We start from the raw sequence: 19,540 nt of genomic DNA, 5'->3' as shown, positions 1-19,540 counted from the left end.
GAATAATATACATACTAACTCTGCTTTGTATAATTTTTAGTGTTATTTCTATAAAAATTTAATTTAATTTAATTTAATTTAATTTAATGATAAGGTATGCTATTAGGCTAATGTGATGAGATAACCATTCAACTTTTCATTGTGAATAGCATTTTTTGGAAAGACGCTTTAAAATATAGAAATAGCAGATGGTTATTTATGGCTTGTAGTTAGGTGAATGTATTGTTATTCCAATGTAATCAAGTTAGATGATGTTTATTAATTCTAATGCACTTTAATGGTTATCCTTACCACTAAGAAAATATAGTTAAAAATTCGGGTTTAAACTATGCTCAATATAATAGCGGCTACATTTATCTGATTATTGAAAAAGTATGATTAACATAGCTATGCAAACGAATAGCGTAAGTAATGAAGATGTGGCTTTTATTTATCACAAACTCTTCCATGTGTTATATTTTTTAAAAATGTGAAAAATCATTGAGTATAAATTATGGGCTCTTATCTCAATGTAATATAAAAAGCACTGAGCACTGAGCACTGAGCACTGAGCACTGGGCATTTTGCTGGATGAGATTTTTATGAGATGTATTAACGTTTTTTTTTCTAAATTAATGAGCTTAACATCTATCGATTACCATATAGGATTTACATTACTCTTTAGGATGAGCTCAATCATATTGGGTGGACTACTGATTTTGATGATTCCCTTCAAGTTTTCTAGTGCAGAGCAAGGGTATTATTTTACATTCTCAAGCTTAATCGGATTGCAAGTTTTTTTTGAACTTGGTTTTAATTATGTTATTGTCCAAGTTGTCGGTCACGAAATGGCAAATGTTTATATTAACAGCCATGGGAAGCTTTCTGGAAATCTAACGAACGTTAATCGGATATATTCATTAGTTCCGATGTTAAAAAAATGGTATAGTTTGATTTCTATTGTTTTTTTTATTTCCGTCTTTTCGATAGGAATATACTTCTTTGAGCGTAACGGTCATCTTCCATTAATGGAGTGGCTGCCAGCATGGGCTCTGGTGGTTTTATTTTCAGCAATTAATCTATTTATAAGCCCCTTCCTAGCAATGCACGAAGGGATGGGGTTTGTTGGACAGATAGCAAAGCTAAGATTGATTCAATCGTTATTAGGCTATTTTTTGTTATTTGGCTTGCTTATGAGTAATGTTGGGCTAGTAGCGATTCCCGCTATAAGTGGAGTTATGGCTATATGTTCGATATATTGGATAATGATACGGAATAAAGAATTGCTCTTTAATTATGGTGTGATTGATTTTTCTGGAAATAATAGTATTTCATGGTTGAAAGAAATTGTTCCATTTCAATGGAGGATTGCACTGAGCTGGTTAAGCGGTTATTTTATATTCCAATTATTTAATCCAATGTTATTTGCGCACCAAGGTGCAGTGGAGGCGGGACGAGTCGGATTATCATTGGCTATATATGGTGCAATGCTATCAGTGTCATTAAGTTGGATTAATGCTAAAAGCCCTGTGATGGCAAATTTGATTGCAGATAAAAAAAAGGTGGAACTAAATAATTTGTTCATCTCTTTGTTTATTAAATCATCAGTGTTAAATATTCTGATGTCTGTTGTTTTTTTGTTTTTAGTGTTTTTCATAAAATTTTATTTTTTTAATCTTTCACAAAGAATTTCAGATTTTAATATATTACTTGTTTTATCTTTCATATCGATAATTAACCATTCCGTTCTTTCTATGGCTGTATATATGAGAGCGCATAAAGAAGAGCCATTGCTATGGAACTCTGTTGTGGTTGGAGTTATTTCATTGCCACTTATTTTTTATTTTTCTAAAATAAGCTCATTTTACACCATTGCAAGTTATGGTGCTGTAATGACTTTTATTTGCTTTCCGTGGTGTTTCGCTCTTTTTAGACGGTATTTTTCGAAAAAATAATTTTTTATTTGTCTAATGTTATGGAAGAAATATGAAACAATCTAGTCTCACAATTGCCATTCCGACTTATAATAGAATTGAAAAGTTAAAAAAACAAATTATTAGATTGCTTCAGCAAATGGGGGAGAGTGATTTATTACTTATATCGGATAATGCAACCCCTGAATCACTGAGTGATGTTTTGAAACCACTTGTTGATGATCCTAGAATTATCTTACATAAGAATGAAAATAATATTGGGCTTACTGCTAATATAGTTAAATGCTTTGAAAGAGTGAATACAGAATGGATGTGGTTATTAAGTGATGACGATGATGTATTGCCTAACGCATTAGACACAATTAGATGTTATATTACTTCTGGAGTCGCTGATTTTGTTACTTTCACAACGGATTTAGGGACTTCTAATGGTGTTGATATATTCTGCGATAGTTTTTCTACATATTTATCATCAATAAATTGTAATTTTGGGAATCATTTGTTGATATCAAATAATCTTTACCGAATGAACATGATTCGCCCGTATATGAAGTTTTTGTATTGGGGATGTTATGTTAATGCTCCTCATATTGCTCCTGTATTTTATGCGCTTGAAAACAATGTAAATGCGAGATTAATACTTTCAGGTAAAAGCGTTGTAAAATGGAATAAACCAGATATACATGACACTTGGAATGCATCTGGTGTTTATAATATTTTGTTTTTACCCGATATTTTAACTTCATCAATGTTAAGATCTAAAGCGATTAAAGCCTTATTAAGAGGATTACCAAAACCAGAAGCATTAATAGCCCAATTGGCTTTTAATAAAATAAATGACCCGTCGTCTAGTGATAAAATTGACTCTTATGCCAATACCATAATGAACATATATATAAATTATGGTGGGTTAAATCTTTCTGTTAGGGCCTTTTTGTTAAAGAAAATGATTAAGTATCCTAGGTTATACTTAAAGATACTAGGTGGGATTTTTAAAATAATTCGGAATAGGCCTATTTCTGATGTGCTACAAAATAAGGGTTTTAAATTTTATTTATAAATTTTATCATTAATTCTAGTATATTGCATTTGTGAGATTAATATAGGATGTCAGAAGCGGTGATAAGTAATGATTTATTATATTTTTGCCTTTATGCTGCTTATTATGAGCATCTTTGATGTTTCATTTCCAAAAATAAGAACATATGGGTATACATATATATTCCTACTATTTTGTTTATTTTTGGTTCTGTTCTGTGGTTTGAGGGCAGAAGGTGTAGATCGTGATTATGTAGAATATGTGGGTATTTTTCAGAAAATTCCAGTTTTCTCAAACCTCTTTTCTTCTGATCTAAGTAATATCCATGGTGACCCATTATTCTTTCTTGTGTCATCAATCGTTAAATCTTTTAATCTAGATGTATATCTGCTTTTTCTTACTTTTTCATTATTATCCATAACTATCTATTCTTGGTGTTTTTCGAAATTTTCAGTTTATCCATTCTTATCATTATTTATATATTACTGTCATGGGTTTATTACTAAAGAAATGACTCAAATAAGGGCTGGTTTGGCATCTGCACTTATTCTTTTTTCTCTCTGCCTGTTAAGTAGAAGTAAATTAGTTGCTAGCATTGTGACTATATTTTCTTCTTTCTTGGCTCACTCATCAAGTTTGCCAGCATTTCTATTTGTTTTTTATGATAAGGTGATGAAGAGTAATAAAAGGATTGTGTGTGTTATTTTACTTTCATTTATATTTTTTTACTTTTGGGTGCCGCTATTTAATTCCCTTCCGTCGGGGTTTTCTATTGTCGAACAAATATCTAACTACATGAAGATAAATGAGTTTAACTATTCGCTAACATTGTATAGTCCTGTTTTTTTAAGACGAGTTTTTTATGTTTTAATCTTCTTTTATATAAGATCTAAATATAACTGGGAAAAGTCATTGGATGTATTTCTCTTTGCATACGTGTTATCAATATGTTGGTGGATAACATTTAGTGATATGGCAATATTAGCAGCCAGAGTTTCTAATGCGCTAGCTGTTTCTGAATTGATATTAATACCGTATGCGATAAAAACTTTATTTGTTAATAATAGGCCATTAGTTGCATTCTTTGTTTTTATATTAACTATAGGCATGAGCTTGGCGATGTTATATTCGAATATAGATGTTCAGAATTACCTGAATGAATATAATACTATTAATATAATTAGTTAAAATGTTAGTGTTACTGTTATCTTTCAGGAGTTAGAAGTGAAAATTTTATATATTATCCCAAGTTTTTTGAATGCAGGACCTGTCAATGTTTGTTTTACTCTGGTACAGGAACTAAGCCAGGTTAGCAATGATAACATCCATGTATATGCATTAAAGTCAGGAAATAAGAAACATGATTTTAATGCAGTTGGCTGCGTTACCGAGGTTTTTCCATTACGTTCAATACTGGCAATGATAAGAAAAATAAAAGCTGAGGAATTTGACGTAATTCATAGCCATTGTTTGATTCCTGACTTTATTCTAGCGGTATTGAAAATTAAATGTGTAAAGATATCGACTATACATAATTTTATTGATATTGATTACATATATAGTAAAGGTAGAGTAATTGGCAGAATGATGGGGCTAATTAATAGGTTTTCTTTGAATCGAATGGATATGGCTGTTGGGTGTTCAAAGTCAGTTGCTGATTATTGTTCTAAACTTTATCATATAAAAAAAATTACATATATAAGAAATGGTGTTTTGGATAATTTTGATGGCCGATATTTAGAAGGTAGAGAGAAAATAAATTTCTTCTATTTAGGTGTGATTAATAAAAGAAAAAATCCCTCTATTTTATTAGAATCATTTGTTAAATGGAATGTAAAAAACATTCACTCATTACATATTATTGGTGGAGGTGACGAGTTAGAAAAATATAGGACTGCATATAAAAATGAAAATATTATATTTTATGGTAATGTTTCTAACCCTTTGTCACTTATTATAAACATGGATTGTTTTGTGTCATCTTCTAAAGCTGAAGGGTTGCCTTTAGCATTACTGGAAGCAATATGTTTGGGAAAGCAATTCATTTGTTCGAATATTCCACCTCATCAAGAAGTTGTTGATTTGTGTGAACCTAGTACTGGTATTATTGTTGATAATACGGTTGAAGATTTTGTTAAAGGGTTTGAGTTATTAACGATGCTTGATATTGAAATATCATCTTATTATTCTCGACAGGCTTACCTCAATCATTTCTCTTCGAATATCATGGCTGAAAAATATCGTGCACTATATGTAGAGCTTTTAGCCAGTAAACCAGAATGAGTAACTATTATGATATTTAGTGTTTTAATGTCACTTTATGATAAAGAAAAACCTGACCGATTAGACCGTTGTTTACTTAGTTTAAGTAAGCAAACTTTTCTGGCTGATGAAATTGTCATTGTTCTTGATGGACCAGTTAATCCTTTTTTAGCATCTGTTCTTGATAAATGGCGTTTTTTACTGCCAATTATAGAAATCAAACTCGCAAAAAATGTTGGGCTTGGAAATGCACTAAATATAGGTCTAAGTCACTGTAAAAATAATATTGTTTTTAGAATGGATACCGATGATGTCTGTTATGCATATAGATTCGAGAAACAATTGTCATATTTATCAAAAAAACCAGATGTTGCTCTATTAGGTGGTTATATTTCTGAGTTTTCTGGGAGTGAGGACAATATTCTTGGGGTAAGAGCAGTTCCTTTACTACACAATGAGATTGTTAAGTACTCATGTAAAAAAAATCCATTTAATCATATGAGTGTCGTATTTCGTAAAGATATCATAGAAAAAGTTGGTGGCTATAAACATCACCATTTTATGGAGGACTATAACCTATGGCTTCGAGTTATCTCCGGAGGCTATCAGGTCGCAAATATACCGGATATATTGGTTAATGTTTCTGCTGGACATGAAATGATATCTAGGCGTCGCGGGTTTAAGTACATTAAAAGTGAGTGGAAGCTTGCGATGCTAAAATCTAGTTTAGGTATTCAACCCTATGTATCTTCTTTCATGATATTTGTCATGAGGAGTGTTGTTAGGTTGCTACCAACCAAACTTTTATCTTATGTTTATAAAGAGAGTCGTAAAGATGGAAATTCATAATAAAGTTGCTGTTTTAGGTGGTTCAGGTTTCATTGGTTCTCGTTTATGTAAAAGATTAAAGTTACAAGGCATAGACTTCTGTATTCTAGATATAAAGGAAAGTGAGCTATTTCCAAATGACTGGGTGTACGCGGATATAACAAAACCAGAAACAATAGATCCTGCGTTGAAAGGTGTTAATACAATTATTAACTTGGCTGCCGAGCATAAAGATAATGTACATCCGATCAGCCTTTATTATGATGTAAATGTTACTGGTGCCAAAAATATTTGCGCTGCTGCTGAGCGGTTAGGAATTACTAATATTGTTTTCACATCATCAGTCGCGGTTTATGGATTTGTCGAAACCGAAACAGGGGAGGACGGAGACTTTAATCCCTTCAATGACTACGGGAAGTCAAAACTAAAGGCTGAGGAAGTTTATAATCAGTGGGTGCAAGTTAGTTCAGATAGAAAATTAGTCACTGTTAGACCAACGGTTGTTTTTGGTGAGAATAACAGAGGTAATGTTTACAACTTGTTCAAACAAATAGCCTCAGGTCGATTCTTGATGATAGGATCTGGCAACAATAAAAAATCAATGGCTTATGTTGAAAATATGGCAGCTTTTCTCGAACACGCTATAAAACTTCCTGAAGGCCATCATGTTTATAATTACATAGATAAACCTGATTATACCATGAATGAACTAACAAGTATTATCTATTCGTCTTTAGGCAAAGATAACAAGGTAATCAAAGTCCCATACCTTATCGGTTTGGCTGGTGGCTATTTATTTGATCTATTATCTAAAGTTACAGGAAAAGAGTTTTCTGTCAGTAGTATCAGAATAAAAAAATTCTGTGCTCGTACTCAGTTTAAATCGAATAATATAGATAATACTGGTTTTAAAGCACCAGTGTCTTTATCTCAAGGAATTAATAATACTATTTTAAATGAATTTGTTAAAAATGAGAGTTTGTAAAAAATCATTTCCTTATGATTTTTTTATTAATTTATACCATTTTTCACTAAATATATCTCAAGTTGAATTTTTGAGTGATTGCTATTCTTGATAGGTATAAAGGGGTTCCCTTTTAACTTATTTTAGGATGTGAGGTTAAAACGTAGGTGGTTTAAATGATAGATGATAGACCTATAACTAAGTCAGCAGTGTTAAAAAAAGAAATAGACTTAATGGATATTTCTGAGATTTTAATAAATTCAAAGAAGATTATTTTATTTTCAACGACTATTTTTATAATATGCGGTGCTTTGATTTCTTATGTGCTTCCCCAGAAGTGGACGAGCACAGCGGTCATCGTCTCGCCTGGCGATGAACAAATTCAAGTGTTAGATAAGATAACAACTAATTTATCTGTGCTTGATATTAAGCTTGATATCAATTCAGATTATTTATTTTCTACTTTTAAACAAAACTTTGATTCTCAAGATCTCCGTGAGCAATATTTAGTGAATACTGAGTATTTCAAGAGATTAATGCGAGATAATCCTGAAGATGGTCTGGAGAAAAGAGCGTTAATTGAACGGATAGTGAATGAGAATATCACATCAGTCAGCCCGCTGAGAGATAAAGGCGATAATGATAAGGAATATCGATACTACAAATTATCATACAGCGCCATGACGGCTACAGATGCGCGTGATTTATTGCAGGGGTATATTAACTACGTTAACAGTATAGTTAATGCTGATGTATCTAGAAAAATACAGCGTGCTGTTGATTTAGCTAAAGGTATTGGTACTGATAAATATACTTTGGATCTATTGCGTGCCAAGAATAATCAGGAAGTTAAAATTGAACGTTTGAAGTACGCGACTTCAATTGCTGATGCGGCGGGTATAAAAAAGCCAGTTTACAGCAGTGGTTCCGCTATTAGTGATGATCCGGATTTCCCTATTACTATGGGATCCGATGCGCTGAATCGTAAATTGGAAATTGAGAAATCGGTGACTGACCTGGCTTCTATCAATGCTGAAATTCTTAACCGTAGACTATATCTTGATAAGCTAAATGCGCTGGAAATTCCTAAAGTGGAAGTGGTGCCATTTAAATATCTGCAACAGCCAACCGAGCCAACCAAAAGAGATGCGCCTAAACGTGGGCTGATTATGATCCTGTTCGCACTTGCAGGTTTGGTGGGGTCTGTCGGTTTTGTGTTAGTTGATCATTTCATGCGTGAACGCGAGCGTGAAGAAGAGATGCTAAAACTGGCGAATACCGATAAAGAATAACGAACCAATACTAATTGATATTTTACATTGCCGGATTAGCGCTGCTTGTCCGGTTTTTTTTTGATAAAAATTCTGAGGTTAGCATTCATCCTTGTTGTTTGACCGCGTTAAATCGACCTCATACCTTTCCCCTAATTATGTTTCCAGCTTGAGCTTATGCTAAAATCCTGTTCCTTTTCATCTTCACACTGCCAATCAAAACAATGAAATTTCCTGGTAAACGTAAATCCAAACATTATTTTCCGGTTAATGCCCGCGATCCGTTATTACAACAAACGCAGGTTCAGGCTGAAAATGAGGTCAGCACCTCTTATATCGTCGGTATCGACCAAACCCTAGTCGATATTGAGGCCAAAGTTGATGAGGGATTTATTCAGCGCTACGGTTTGAGCCAGGGACATTCTTTAGTTATTGAAGATGATGTGGCTGAGGCTCTTTATCAGGAGTTAACCAGCAACGGTTTGATTACCCATGAGTTTGCAGGTGGCACCATCGGTAATACATTGCATAATTACTCGGTTCTGGCTGATGACCGTTCTGTTTTACTTGGAACTATGTGCAGCAATATAAAGATTGGTAGCTATGCCTATCGTTATCTGTGTAATACCTCAAGTCGTACCGATTTAAATTATTTGCAGGCCGTGGATGGCGCTATTGGCCGCTGTTTTACCTTGATTACTGAGAACGGAGAGCGGACTTTCGCTATCAGTCCTGGTCAAATGAATCAGCTACGCCCAGATAGCATTCCTGAAGAAGTGATTGCAGGTGCCTCCGCTTTAGTTCTCACTGCTTATTTAGTACGTTGTAAACCCGGTGAGCCAATGCCAGATGCAACTATGCAGGCTATCGCGTACGCTAAAAAATATCATGTGCCAGTGGTGCTGACGTTGGGTACAAAATACGTCATTGCAGATAATCCTCAATGGTGGCGAGATTTCCTTAAAGAAAACGTCTCTATTTTAGCGATGAATGAAGATGAAGCACTGGAGCTTACGGGGATCAGCGATCCATTGATGGCCGCGGATATGGCGCTGGATTGGGTAGATTTGGTGCTATGTACCGCCGGGCCAAATGGCCTTTATATGGCTGGCTATACGGAAGAAGCTGGCAAACGCCAGACTCAACATCCTTTACTGCCGGGTACTATTGCTGAATTTAATATGTATGAATTTAGCCGCGCAATGAGAAAAGAGCATTGTGATATGCCATTCAAGATTTACTCACACATCGCTCCTTATATGGGAGGGCCTGAGAAAATTATGAATACTAATGGGGCAGGGGATGGGGCATTGTCCGCAGTGTTACATGATATAGCGGCCAACGGTTATCATCGTAATAATGTTCCTAATTCAAGTAAACATGTGCGTAGTTACCTGAGCTATTCGTCTTTGGCGCAGGTTTGTAAATATGCTAATCGAGTGAGCTATCAGGTGTTGAATCAGCACTCTCCTCGTCTGACGCGCGGTTTACCTGAGCGAGAGGATAGTCTGGAAGAGTCTTACTGGGAACGTTAATCCAATCGCTAGACAACAAAAGGCCAGCATTGCTGGCCTTTTGTATTTTAATTTCGGTCTAGTCAGATCGGGCAAGCTGAGCTTTTGACTTCTTCAGTCAACGTATCGATTTTCAGCATATTTAGCATGCTGCCGGCAATCTCGCGTTCACCCATAACGACCTGATCGGCACCGCGGTCGGAAATATAAACCACCTCATCGTCATAATGCGCTCTGGCAATAATCTCAAGGTCTGGGCGTTTGAGGCGCGCCGCAGCGACAATTTCACCCGCCTCATAGCCATTTGGAATGGTTAGTAACAGCCAGCGTGCGCAGTCTAGTCGAGCCAATGACATGATTTCTGCATTGGCTGCGTTGCCCAGCACCGCGTTAATTCCTTGCTCACGCAAGGCTTCGACTCGGGTTCGGGAGTTTTCGATGACCACTAATGGAACACCCGCTGCATTGAGTTTTGAACCGAGCAGGCTACCTACGCGACCATAACCGACTAATAAAGCGTGGTTACATAGATCCACTGGAATTTGTTTTTCTTCTTCTACTGCTTCTTCCAGAATTTGATCTTCCATGGTTTCGGTTTTAATTAGATAGCGATCCAACAGGCTAAATAGCAATGGATTCAGCATGATAGAAAGAATGGCACTGGCTAAAACCAGATTGCGGCCATGCTCCGACATCAAACCAAGGGAGATCCCTAAACCTGCTAAAATAAAGGCAAACTCACCGATTTGCGCCAAACTGACTGAAATAGTCAGTGCAGTGCGTTTAGAGTGGCCAAACATACGAACTAACAAGAAGGCTGCGGCAGATTTACCGAAGATAATGATAGCCAGTGAGGCGATAACCGCTAAAGGCTCACGAACCAGAATCATCGGGTCGAATAGCATGCCGACCGAAACAAAAAACAGGACGGCAAAGGCATCACGCAGCGGTAAAGTATCCTGAGCCGCGCGGTGGCTAAGTTCGGATTCGTTTAACACCATACCGGCAAAGAAGGCGCCTAGGGCGAATGAGACGTCAAACAGCCCTACAGCACCGTAAGCGATACCCAGCGCTAAGACCAGCACGGCCAAGGTAAATAGCTCTCTGGAGCCGGTACTGGCGGTTTTTGCCAATATCCATGGGACGAGGCGGCGGCCAACCACTATCATCAAGGTGATGAAGGCGATGACTTTACCAATAGTTATGGCCAGTTCGGTGAATAATTGGCTCAAACTGGTATTTTCGCTACCCATAACGCCAGCGAATGCTGGTAATAACACCAATGTTAGTACCATCGCCAGATCTTCAACTATCAGCCAGCCAATGGCTATTTGCCCACGCTGGCTGTCGATCAACTGCCGTTCTTCCAGTGCTCGCAGCAATACCACGGTACTGGCGGTAGACAAGCAAAGACCGAACACCAAGCCTGTGACCAGATCCCAGCCCAGCATGCTCGAAAGGCCGATACCCAACAATGTGGCAACTGCGATTTGCGCTATGGCACCGGGAATGGCAATGGATTTTACAGCGAGGAGGTCTTTAAGAGAGAAATGCAGCCCAACACCGAACATTAACAGGATAACACCGATTTCAGCCAGTTCTGGCGCTAATGACGTATCGGCGACGAAACCCGGCGTGAATGGCCCGGCTAACACCCCTGCGGCGAGATATCCCACTAATGGGGAGATGCGCAGGCGGTGTGCCAGTGTACCGAGGAGGAAGGCGAGAACCAGGCCTCCTACAATCGTTGTAATCAGGGGTGTTGAGTGGTGCATCCAGACTCCTTCTTGTTATGCGGGCAGTGTTCATTCACAGCAATAGCACTAGTTTATTGCATTTGTGCGAACTTTACCCGATAAAAATTCATATTTTGTCAATGAAACTGAAGGTTGGCCTGTAAATTGCGTAAGGTGGTTATTTATGAGTGATATCTCATTTAGACCTAATAGATATAGGTAGTTAAGCCAGATAATACTGCTATCTCATCCGGCTTAAGTTAGTAATACTGACTACTTTTCTTCAATATTAGGCAGTAAGGCAGTAAATATGCCAAGGAGTGGCAGGAATGCGCAGATTTGGTAAACTAACTCGATACTGGTTAAATCAGCAACATAACCAAGTACAGCCGCACCTAACCCGCCCATACCGAAAGCTAAACCGAAGAATAATCCGGAAACCATGCCTACCTTTCCAGGGATCAGCTCTTGGGCATAAACCAGAATGGCAGAAAACGCTGATGCCAGTATGACACCAATGATCACTGTCAAAATGCCAATCCATTGCAGAGATACGTAGGGTAAAATAAGGGTAAATGGTGCAACACCGAGGATTGAGCCCCAAATAACGTATTTTCTCCCGACTCTGTCCCCCAAGGGCCCGCCAATGATGGTGCCTGCGGCTACGGCAAATAAGAATATAAACAGATGTATTTGGGCATTTTGTACTGAAACACCAAACTTATGGATTAGATAGAAGGTGTAGTAGCTACTTATACTAGTTAAGTAGAAATACTTGGAAAAAATCAGTACTAGCAGAATCGCTAAAGTGGCAATTATGGTCTTTTTAGGCAGTGTTTGTACCGGTGCCGCTTTTATCGGCTTACCGGCGACCGCGCGATTTTGCATTTGATACCATTTACTGACCTGTAATAGCACTACAATGGCCAGTAATGCCGCCAGTGAGAACCAGCCAACATTCCCTTTGCCGTAGGGCGCGATAAACATCGCCGCCAGTAATGGGCCTAACGCACTACCAAAATTCCCTCCCACCTGAAACAGCGATTGCGCCAGCCCGTGACGTCCGCCAGACGCCATGCGTGCCACGCGGGAAGATTCAGGATGAAACACGGAGGAACCGGTACCAACCAGCGCCGCCGCCAGCAACACCACCGGAAAAGTAGTCGCGGCGGCCAATAATAAGATGCCCGAAAGAGTGAATCCCATACCAATAGGTAGAGAATAAGGCTGTGGGTGTTTGTCTGTGTAGAGGCCAATCAGCGGTTGCAGCATTGAGGCAGTCATCTGATAGGTCAATGTAATTAAGCCGATTTGAGTGAAGCTCAGGCTGAACTCTGCCTGTAATAAAGGATAGATAGCTAAAATCAGCGATTGAATCATATCGTTTAGTAAATGAGAGACGCTTATCGCCCCTAAAATAGAAAACGAAGTTCGCTTTAAGGCATTTCCCTTATTTTGGGAGGTTGGAGGGACGATGCGATCGGTCATGATGAGTATCAGCCTAATTGTTTTTATTGCGAAAGGTAGCGCGGTAATGGATACATATTATGCATATCGTATGATTTTTACTATATCCAACATTATTTGACGGATATCGCAAAAATGTGAAATTCAGGTGTATCTAATCGAGTTACAATGCAAACTGCATCGAGGTATCACCTTGATTCTCACAGAAATCCTGAACTCTTACGCGATCTGTATTCATCAGACTGACTTTTACTCGACCCGCTTTTGGCGATTACATGGAGATTTGCCATGCGTTTTTCATTAAATACCACAGCATGCGCGTTGGCCGTAACATTGGCCTTTGCCCCCGGATGGGCCAGCGCTTGGGAAAAAGATAAAACTTACGACATTACTGTACTGCACACTAACGATCATCACGGCCATTTCTGGCAAAACGATCACGGTGAATATGGCCTGGCGGCGCAAAAAACCTTGGTGGATAATATTCGCCAACAAGTGGCAGCAGAAGGGGGCAGCCTATTGTTGCTTTCCGGCGGAGATATTAATACCGGTGTACCTGAGTCTGATTTACAGGATGCGGAACCCGATTTTCGCGGTATGAATTTAGTGGGATACGATGCTATGGCGATCGGAAACCATGAATTTGATAACCCGCTTAGCGTATTACGTCAGCAAGAAAAATGGGCCACTTTCCCGCTGCTCTCTGCCAATATTTATCAGAAGAGTACCCAGCAGCGCTTATTTAAACCTTATGCCCTGTTTGATAAGCAAGGGATTAAAATTGCGGTTATTGGGTTAACCACTGACGATACGGCTAAAATTGGCAATCCTGAGTATTTCACTGATATTGAATTCCGTGTACCGGCGGTGGAAGCCAAAGAGGTCGTCGAAAAACTGCGTCAGGATGAAAAACCGGACATTATCATCGCAGCCACCCATATGGGGCATTATGACAACGGTAATCACGGTTCTAATGCGCCAGGTGATGTAGAAATGGCTCGTAGCCTGCCTGCAGGTTATCTGGACATGATTGTGGGTGGACATTCGCAGGATCCGGTTTGTATGTCCAGCGAGAATCATAAGCAGGTAGATTACGTTCCGGGTACGGCTTGCGCACCCGATCGTCAAAATGGAACCTGGATCGTTCAGGCGCATGAATGGGGTAAATACGTCGGGCGTGCAGATTTTAAATTCCGCAATGGCGAGCTGACGTTGGTTAACTATCAGCTGATTCCGGTTAATCTGAAGAAGAAAGTAGAGAAAGCCGACGGTACCAGTGAGCGCGTTTTCTATACCGAAGAGATCGCTGAAAATCCGGCAATGCTGAAATTACTCACGCCGTTTGAAGATAAAGGCAAAGCGCAGCTGGAAATTAAAGTCGGTAGCGTTAATGGCAAGCTAGAGGGCGATCGTAGCAAAGTTCGCTTCCAGCAAACTAATATGGCGCGGATGCTATTAGCGGCGCAAATGGAGCGTGCTGGCGCTGATTTTGCCGTGATGAGCGGCGGCGGCGTACGTGACTCTATCGATGCTGGCGATATTACTTATAAAGATGTGCTGAAAGTGCAGCCATTCGGTAATACGCTGGTTTATGTGGATATGAAGGGCAGTGAAGTTGAGAAGTATTTGGCCGTCGTCGCTAATAAAAAAGTGGATTCAGGCGCCTACGCTCAATTCGCCAACGTCAGCCTGGTTGCCGATGGCACAGGTGTCAGTGATGTTAAAATTCAAGGTAAACCGCTGGATGCGAATAAAACCTACCGCATGGCAACGCTGAATTTCAACGCGCTAGGTGGTGATGGTTATCCGAAGGTGGATACTTTGCCAAGCTACGTTAATACCGGTTTCATCGATGCGGAAGTCTTGAAGCAATATATTGAAAAACACTCTCCGCTAGATGCTGCGGCCTATGAGCCGAAGGGTGAGATTGTTTACAAGTAATGAGTTGAGTTGAGATGAGGTGAAAATACCTTAGGGACTTTTTATCTGAACGGGGAGTACGGGTAGCGCTAATGCGTCTATGCGTATTCCCCATTTTTGGCTCAGTGGCATTCTGTGGCAGAGAGAAGCGAGGATTAATCCCGTTTGGCTATATCCGCGAATACCGCATTGAGCAACTGGCCTAAATCTGCTGGAGCTAGCTCTATATCCAGCCCGCGTTTGCCGCCGGAAACGAACATAGTGGCATATTGCTGCGCCTGACTGTCGATGACCGTGGGTAAACGTTTTTTCTGTCCTAACGGGCTAATTCCTCCGACTAAATAACCGGTTACTCGCTGCGCCAGCTGTGGATCGGCCATATCTGCTTTTTTCGCTCCTAAGGCTCGGGCAACTTTTTTTAAATCCAATTGAGTGGCGACCGGAGTGACGGCAACGGCTAAGTTTTTGGCTTCTCCATTCAGGCAAACCAGCAGAGTTTTATAAACTTGCCGGGCATCTAGCCCTAATTTTCTGACAGCTTCATCACCAAAATTCGTTTCTGCACTGTCGTGTTCGTAAGGGTGAAGAGTAAAGGCGATTTTTTGCTTTTCCAGCAGAATGACGGCAGGAGTCATGATTTTCGTCCACTATAAAAATAATACCAGTTAATCATAACAGGACTATCGTTGCAGCTAATCCTTATCTTTTTAGTATCTTACGCTTAATGCAGCTTAGTAAGAAAAAAATTAACTTAATAGAATCAAAATTATGAAATTGTATTCCTCAATAATAATGAATCCCAGTTGCTTATAGGATCCGCGGGTTGCTACCCTGATATGGCAAATTGGTTGACCGTCAGGAAAGCCGGCTTGCTACGTAATAACTAAAACAATGAAAATTCCTCTTTGACTGGCCAATAGCGATATTGGCCATTTTTTTATCCATGAGCTGGCTGCATTAAAGCCGGTAAATTTCCGTCGCCATATAAATGTAAAGCGCCCACAGCAACCAGATAATGCCCCGCCGGTAAGGCAGACAGTTGTTTTTGCCATTGCTGGTTACGTTGCACCATTAATAGCTCATATAAATCATCGCTAAAAGTCGTTGTCAGTTTAGCCAGGCTACCGCAGGGTTGTCGCTCTAACCACCAACTGATCATGGTTTGTAACATGCGGGCGTTGGTGTGCCAGTGAGCCAGAGTATCTTTTAACAGCCCCATTCCGCTGTCAGGCAGGGTTTCCAGTAGGGAAAGCTGCATTTGCGAGCCTTCGAGTTCGATAATATTTTTCCGCTGCGCTTTGGCTGCATTCAATAATTGGTAATCAATACCGTATTCCCCGCGCAGCCCTAGATTTTGCGCCTGACGCGCCTGTAGCATCAGCGCGATTTGCCAGGCCGGAAGGGTGGCCAGAGCCAACGGGTCGGTTTTTAATTCTTCACAGCGCTGAACGAGCTGTTGGTAATCTGTTTCAGAGAGTCGGTCGACCAACGGGAGCTCATCGGGATAGTGAGCGAAAGGGGATCCACCTTGGGTAATATCGGCCTCAACGATTAACGCATCGGCTTTTATCAGGCGATCCAACAGAATATCCGGTAGCGGGAACATGCCTTCGGTTCCCATATGGATACTCCCTACCAGATGGAAGTGACGTGAGCCGGGCAGTTGTAAATCGATACCCGGATACGGATAACTCGGCGGAGAAAGGATGCCAAGAAAGGTGGCTAGCTGACGTAAAAGTTGACCCATACCGGTGTGCGTCCTGATTTAGCATTTCTCCCATGCTAAACGCTAAATGGCGCACAAGAAAGGGTTGTGCGCCACTGGGTTAGGACTTCGTTTATTGTTTAGGTTTAAAACGTAACAAACGGTTGGCATTACTGACAACGGTGATTGAGGACAACGCCATTGCAGCCCCCGCGACCACCGGGCTTAACAACGTTCCGGTGAACGGATACAAAATACCTGCCGCGATTGGAATCCCCAGCGCGTTATAGAAAAATGCGCCGAGCAGGTTTTGTTTCATATTGCGTAATGTGGCTTTGGATAGCTCTACGGCATCGGCAACGCCGTGCAGACTATGGCGCATAAGCGTAATTGCCGCAGTTTCTATCGCAATATCGCTGCCGCCGCCCATAGCAATACCTACATCGGCCTGAGCCAGCGCGGGCGCATCGTTAATACCATCTCCGACCATCGCGACTTTGTTACCCGCAGCCTGTAACTGCTTAATCGCATCGGCTTTGCCATCGGGCAGCACTCCGGCAATCACTTGATCAATACCGGCCTCTTTGGCAATAGCATTAGCAGTAATCGGGTTATCACCTGTCAGCATCACTAATTTGTAGCCTTGTTGATGCAGACGTTGCAATGCTGAGACACTATCGCTGCGTAACGGATCGCGGATGGAGAACAGCGCCGCGACTTGACCATTGGCCGCCAGAATAACCGGCGTGGCACCCGTTTCCGCCTGTTGCCGCATTAAGTCGCTTAACTCAAGGGTATCAATCTCTTGTTGTTTCAGTAGTGCATTGTTCCCTAATAGCAGTGATGCTCCTTCAACATCACCGCTGACGCCTAAACCGCGCAGGGTACGGAACTGGCTGGTGGCAGGCAGAGTCAGGCCTTTGGCACGTTGCAAAATTGCCTGCGCTAACGGATGGTTTGAGCCTGTTTCCAGCGCAGCCGCCCAGCCAAGCGCCTGTTGTTCCGTAATCCCGTTAAAGGTATGGATAGCGACAACCTGCGGACGGCCTTCGGTCAATGTACCGGTTTTATCAAATACCAACGTATTCAAGCCGCTGGCCTGCTGAAGCGCATCGGCATCTCGCACCAGTACACCAAACTCAGCGGCACGACCAACGCCAGAAATGATCGACATCGGCGTGGCTAATCCCAGCGCGCAAGGGCAAGCGATGATCAGCACCGTGGTGGCCACCACCAAGGTATATACAATTTGGGGCTGAGGGCCGAAGAAGTACCAAATCACACCGGCAATCAAGGCGATAGCCACGACGGTTGGAACAAATACTGCAGAGATTCTATCGGCTAACTGGCCAATTTCCGGCTTACTACTTTGCGCCTGACGTACTAGCTTGATAATCCGCGCCAGCGTAGTCTGGCTGCCAATGGCGTTAGCGCGGAACAGAACCGATCCATCCTGCACTGAGGTTCCGGCGTGTACTTTATCTCCAGCGGATTTCTGCTGCGGAATCGGTTCGCCGGTGAGCATGGCTTCGTCCATCCACACTTCCCCCTGCACAATTTCGCCGTCAACGGGAACCCGGTCACCGGTGGTCAAACGGAGGGTCATTCCCAGCTGTACGTCAGCCAGCGGGATTTGTTTCTCACCGTCCTCAGTCACAACCCGCGCGGTTGGCGGTGCCAGATCCAGCAAACGTTCCAACGCATTGGACGAACGTTGTCTGGCGCGCTGTTCCATCGCATGTCCCAGATTGATTAAACCGATAATCATGGCGCTGGCTTCGTAATAAAGATGCCGGGCCTCCATCGGGAATACATCGGGCCAGATATTGACGGTAATCGAGTAAATCCAGGCGGCACCGGTGCCTAATGCCACCAGCGTATCCATAGTGGCGCTGCCGTTTTTCAGGCTGACCCAAGCGTTGCGATAGAAATGTCCGCCGGCAAAGATCATGACCAACAGCGTCAATACACCGATCACCAGCCACGGGGTTTGGGTTTCCGGCGTGAGCGTCATACTGCCGCCGAATAAGCCCCATGCCATCAATGGAATACCTAATAATAGCCCCAGCGCGGCCTGCCATTGGAAACGTTTCATATTGGCCTGAGACATTTCCTGCTGGCGTTCCCGCCGTTTAGCTTCGTCTTCGATAATCTCAGCGCCATAGCCCGCTTTTTCTACTGCGGCGATCAGCGCGCTATTATCCGGAGAACCGGTCACCAGTGCGCTACGTTCAGCTAGATTCACTCGCGCGATCTGCACGCCATCCACGCTTTGCAACGCTTTTTGTACTTTAGAAACGCAGCTGGCGCAGCTCATCCCGGTTAACAATAGCTGCACGCTATCCGGATCGTCGCCGTCTGACGGAGCGGTTGCGGGAGTATTTTCAGTTGCCGGAAGAGAAGAGGCCGCTGCCAAAGATTCCGGCGCAGATTGCGTAGCATGTGCCAGCGGCTCAGTTTTTGGGACGGCGTTTTCCTGCGCCAGCGTGGCCTGATAACCGGCATTTTCCACGGCGGCAATCAGTGCGTTTGCGTCGACTCGACCGTAAACTTTGGCGTTGGAGGTGGATACATCGGCGGCGATGACTCCCGGAACGGCTTCCAGCGCTTGACGTGTCGTTGCCGCACAGTGCATACAGGTTAAGCCGGAAAGCTGTAGCTCTACGTCCGGTTGTTGTACTGGCTCCGACTGATAGCCTGCCTGTTTTACCGTTTCGATCAGTGCCTGTATGTCGGCCTCACCGACCACTTTCGCATAGTGAACGTTAACCTGAGCCTGTTCGACGTCAGGCCGGTCTTCCAGCGCTTTTTGCACCCGTCCGGCACATTTCATGCAGGTTAAACCCTGCAAAGCAAGCAGCGTAGTGTGTGACATGATTAACTCCTTAAAGAGTAAAAACTTATCCTTTTGACTGCGGGGA

Annotated in this window: 14 protein-coding genes; 9 read left to right on the top strand and 5 right to left on the bottom strand. The window is 41.7% G+C overall.

What is annotated here, in order from left to right; all coding sequences use genetic code 11:
• Positions 1-581: 581 nt before the first annotated feature.
• From ACQ4OC_RS10120 to ACQ4OC_RS10085, 8 genes are all read left to right on the top strand, one after another.
• Positions 582-1,934 carry a hypothetical protein gene (locus ACQ4OC_RS10120; RefSeq protein WP_430971147.1) on the top strand — a complete coding sequence of 451 codons (1,353 nt, stop codon included), beginning with the start codon at positions 582-584 and terminating at the stop codon, positions 1,932-1,934.
• 31 nt (positions 1,935-1,965) lie between these two features.
• Positions 1,966-2,973 (top strand): glycosyltransferase family 2 protein, encoded by a 1,008-nt coding sequence (locus ACQ4OC_RS10115; protein ID WP_430971146.1) that lies wholly within the window; start codon positions 1,966-1,968, stop codon positions 2,971-2,973.
• A 69-nt stretch (positions 2,974-3,042) separates the two neighbouring features.
• Entirely contained in the window at positions 3,043-4,140 is a 1,098-nt protein-coding gene (locus tag ACQ4OC_RS10110) for an EpsG family protein (RefSeq protein WP_430971145.1), read from the top strand.
• Positions 4,141-4,176: 36 nt separating this feature from the next.
• Positions 4,177-5,235 carry a glycosyltransferase family 4 protein gene (locus ACQ4OC_RS10105; protein WP_430971144.1) on the top strand — a complete coding sequence of 353 codons (1,059 nt, stop codon included), beginning with the start codon at positions 4,177-4,179 and terminating at the stop codon, positions 5,233-5,235.
• A gap of 27 nt (positions 5,236-5,262) precedes the next feature.
• Complete coding sequence (locus tag ACQ4OC_RS10100; protein WP_430971143.1) at positions 5,263-6,063, top strand: glycosyltransferase; 801 nt, start codon at positions 5,263-5,265, stop codon at positions 6,061-6,063.
• Positions 6,050-7,027: an NAD-dependent epimerase/dehydratase family protein gene (locus tag ACQ4OC_RS10095; protein WP_430971142.1), complete on the top strand. Its 978-nt coding sequence runs from the start codon at positions 6,050-6,052 to the stop codon at positions 7,025-7,027. The genes ACQ4OC_RS10100 and ACQ4OC_RS10095 overlap by 14 nt, the downstream gene beginning before the upstream one ends.
• Before the next feature lie 155 nt (positions 7,028-7,182).
• Positions 7,183-8,298, top strand: a complete 1,116-nt coding sequence (gene wzz(fepE) / locus ACQ4OC_RS10090) for an LPS O-antigen length regulator Wzz(fepE) (RefSeq protein ID WP_430971141.1) — start codon at positions 7,183-7,185, stop codon at positions 8,296-8,298.
• Positions 8,299-8,501: 203 nt separating this feature from the next.
• Positions 8,502-9,812 (top strand): inosine/guanosine kinase, encoded by a 1,311-nt coding sequence (locus ACQ4OC_RS10085; RefSeq protein ID WP_064512332.1) that lies wholly within the window; start codon positions 8,502-8,504, stop codon positions 9,810-9,812.
• Positions 9,813-9,874: 62 nt separating this feature from the next.
• On the opposite strand, the gene ybaL is transcribed toward ACQ4OC_RS10085, so the two are convergent.
• Both ybaL and ACQ4OC_RS10075 read right to left on the bottom strand, forming a co-directional pair.
• Entirely contained in the window at positions 9,875-11,566 is a 1,692-nt protein-coding gene (gene ybaL, locus ACQ4OC_RS10080) for a YbaL family putative K(+) efflux transporter (protein WP_120806423.1), read from the bottom strand.
• 234 nt (positions 11,567-11,800) lie between these two features.
• Positions 11,801-13,015 carry an MFS transporter gene (locus ACQ4OC_RS10075; RefSeq protein WP_064512336.1) on the bottom strand — a complete coding sequence of 405 codons (1,215 nt, stop codon included), beginning with the start codon at positions 13,013-13,015 and terminating at the stop codon, positions 11,801-11,803.
• A 267-nt stretch (positions 13,016-13,282) separates the two neighbouring features.
• On the opposite strand from ACQ4OC_RS10075, the gene ushA reads away from it, so the two are divergent.
• Positions 13,283-14,935: a bifunctional UDP-sugar hydrolase/5'-nucleotidase UshA gene (gene ushA, locus ACQ4OC_RS10070; RefSeq protein WP_120806425.1), complete on the top strand. Its 1,653-nt coding sequence runs from the start codon at positions 13,283-13,285 to the stop codon at positions 14,933-14,935.
• Between the two features lie 134 nt (positions 14,936-15,069).
• On the opposite strand, the gene ybaK is transcribed toward ushA, so the two are convergent.
• From ybaK to copA, 3 genes are all read right to left on the bottom strand, one after another.
• The gene (ybaK, locus tag ACQ4OC_RS10065; RefSeq protein ID WP_064512339.1) at positions 15,070-15,549 is read right to left on the bottom strand and encodes a Cys-tRNA(Pro)/Cys-tRNA(Cys) deacylase YbaK; all 480 of its coding nucleotides are present in this window, start codon (positions 15,547-15,549) and stop codon (positions 15,070-15,072) included.
• Positions 15,550-15,851: 302 nt separating this feature from the next.
• A complete protein-coding gene (locus ACQ4OC_RS10060) occupies positions 15,852-16,661 on the bottom strand; it encodes a TraB/GumN family protein (protein ID WP_120806427.1) in 810 nt (269 codons plus the stop codon).
• Between the two features lie 91 nt (positions 16,662-16,752).
• Complete coding sequence (copA, locus tag ACQ4OC_RS10055) at positions 16,753-19,494, bottom strand: copper-exporting P-type ATPase CopA (protein WP_064512342.1); 2,742 nt, start codon at positions 19,492-19,494, stop codon at positions 16,753-16,755.
• Positions 19,495-19,540 lie beyond the last annotated feature (46 nt).

This window comes from Yersinia sp. J1, from assembly GCF_050586585.1.
GTDB lineage: Bacteria > Pseudomonadota > Gammaproteobacteria > Enterobacterales > Enterobacteriaceae > Yersinia > Yersinia entomophaga.
Note: the sequence above shows the minus strand (reverse complement) of the source record. Positions and strands in the feature narration are given on the sequence as shown.